This is a genomic window from Bradyrhizobium sp. 138 (genome assembly GCF_023074075.1).
In the GTDB taxonomy this organism is placed as follows: Bacteria; Pseudomonadota; Alphaproteobacteria; order Rhizobiales; family Xanthobacteraceae; genus Bradyrhizobium.
The window spans coordinates 1-1,559 of the sequence record NZ_JADPKT010000021.1 but is presented as its reverse complement, the minus strand read 5'-3'; the positions used below and the strand labels follow the sequence as shown (position 1 = coordinate 1,559).

The 1,559-nt window shown below is 64.1% G+C and carries 1 protein-coding gene; it reads right to left on the bottom strand.

Translation table 11 applies throughout. The features are described 5' to 3' along the window. Positions 1–335: 335 nt before the first annotated feature. Positions 336–1,484 (bottom strand): IS110 family transposase, encoded by a 1,149-nt coding sequence (locus tag IVA79_RS11655; protein WP_247553018.1) that lies wholly within the window; start codon positions 1,482–1,484, stop codon positions 336–338. Positions 1,485–1,559 lie beyond the last annotated feature (75 nt).

Below are 1,559 nucleotides of genomic sequence, written 5' to 3'. Positions count from 1 at the left end.
GCCCACCCTCATATGGGGATTTGTAAGTCAAGCCTGTTCGATCTGTCCGGGTAAGGGACTTGCGGTAGGAGGGCGGCGCGCGGAGCCATGCGTAGCGCAGCGCGACGACCGTGTTCCGGGCGAGGATTGGCTTCCGAAGTTTTCTGCAGCTCACTGCATCACCTCATATCCGGTCGGATCGTTTGATCCGTACCCACCTTCCGCATGCTTGCGGCGAGGAAGCCTGGCGAGGATGAGACCCATCTACAAAACGACATTTGAAGCCCTAGGGTGGCACGGTCATCATCCATCCCGCACGGGACGCGGCGAGGCCGCGACGCGTGATGGCGGTTGGTTTATGCCTTCATGATTGCCCCCTCAGGAACGAGGCCCGTGGTGAGATAGCGCCACAGCGCCACGATCAGCTTGCGGGCCAGAGCCACGATGGCGATGCGTTTGGCCCGCTTGCCGGCGTTGGCGGTGCGGGTGCGGAACCAGCGGCTGAGTGCACTGTCGTCTTGATGGCGAAGCCACAACCAGGCCAGTTCGATCGCCTTGGTGCGCGCCCGCCGATTACCGGCCTTGCTGATGCCCTGCTCGCGATCGATGCCGCCGCTCTTCCAGGGACTGGGCGCCAACCCGGTATAGCTGGCGACTTCGCGCCGGTTGCGGAAGTCTTTGTAGAACACCTCGTCCACCAGCCCTGGGGTGAAAGCGGGGCCGAGTGCCTTGAGCCGCTGCAAGTTCGATCGCCGCTCCGCCATCGGCGCTGGAATAGGACAGGTCTGCGCAGCCTGGGCCTGTTCCAGCGCCGCAAGCTGCTCGCATACCATGGTCAGCCGCGCGTGCTCGCGCTTCACCTCGGCCAACAGATGGGGCGGCAGCGGCTGCCCCTGCCAATCGCGCTGCTGCTCCAGAAAGGTGAGCCAGTCCCGTCGGCGCGGGTTGCCGACCGCCACGCCCAACAGGCGCAGCAGCGCCTTGATCCGATTGCCATGGGCCGTCTGCTCCTTGATCAGACGATCCCGTTCCCGGCTCCCTCGCCGGGTATCCTCTTCGGCCACGGTCGGGACGCGGACGATCCGGACTACCCGTGGCTCGCCCCGCAGATAGGCCATCAGGGTCCGCAGCATGAGCTCGCCGTCGATCCGGTCCGTCTTCGCCCGCCGCGACCGCTGCTCCACCGCAATGCTGGCCGGATCGAACACGAAGTTGGCAATCCCGGCCGCTTGCAACAGCCGATGCAGCCAAAAGCCGTCATAACCGGCCTCGTAGCAGCTCACCACCCGCGGCGGTGATCCGAGCTTCTCGGCCGCTCGCGCCTTGATCTTCTCGAACAAGGCCAGCAGCCCGGCGTGATCGCCGCCTTCAATCTTGTGGCGTGAGATCCGGTCACGATCCGGACTGTGCAGCGTCACTAGCCAGGTCTTTTGACTCAGTTCGATCGCAACGAAAATTGTGCCAATATGCCCGGCGGTGGGCGTGCTCTCGGTCGATGCTTGCATCAGACTCTCCGATGGTTCGAGTGTGGAAACCCAAACCTATCGGAAAGAGCCCGCTCACCGCCCCATGGAATCTAC

What these genes read in the sequence shown, in the direction of transcription:
- IVA79_RS11655 (WP_247553018.1), bottom strand. Translation starts at nt 1,484, where the DNA reads ATGCAAGCATCGACCGAGAGCACGCCCACCGCCGGGCATATTGGCACA.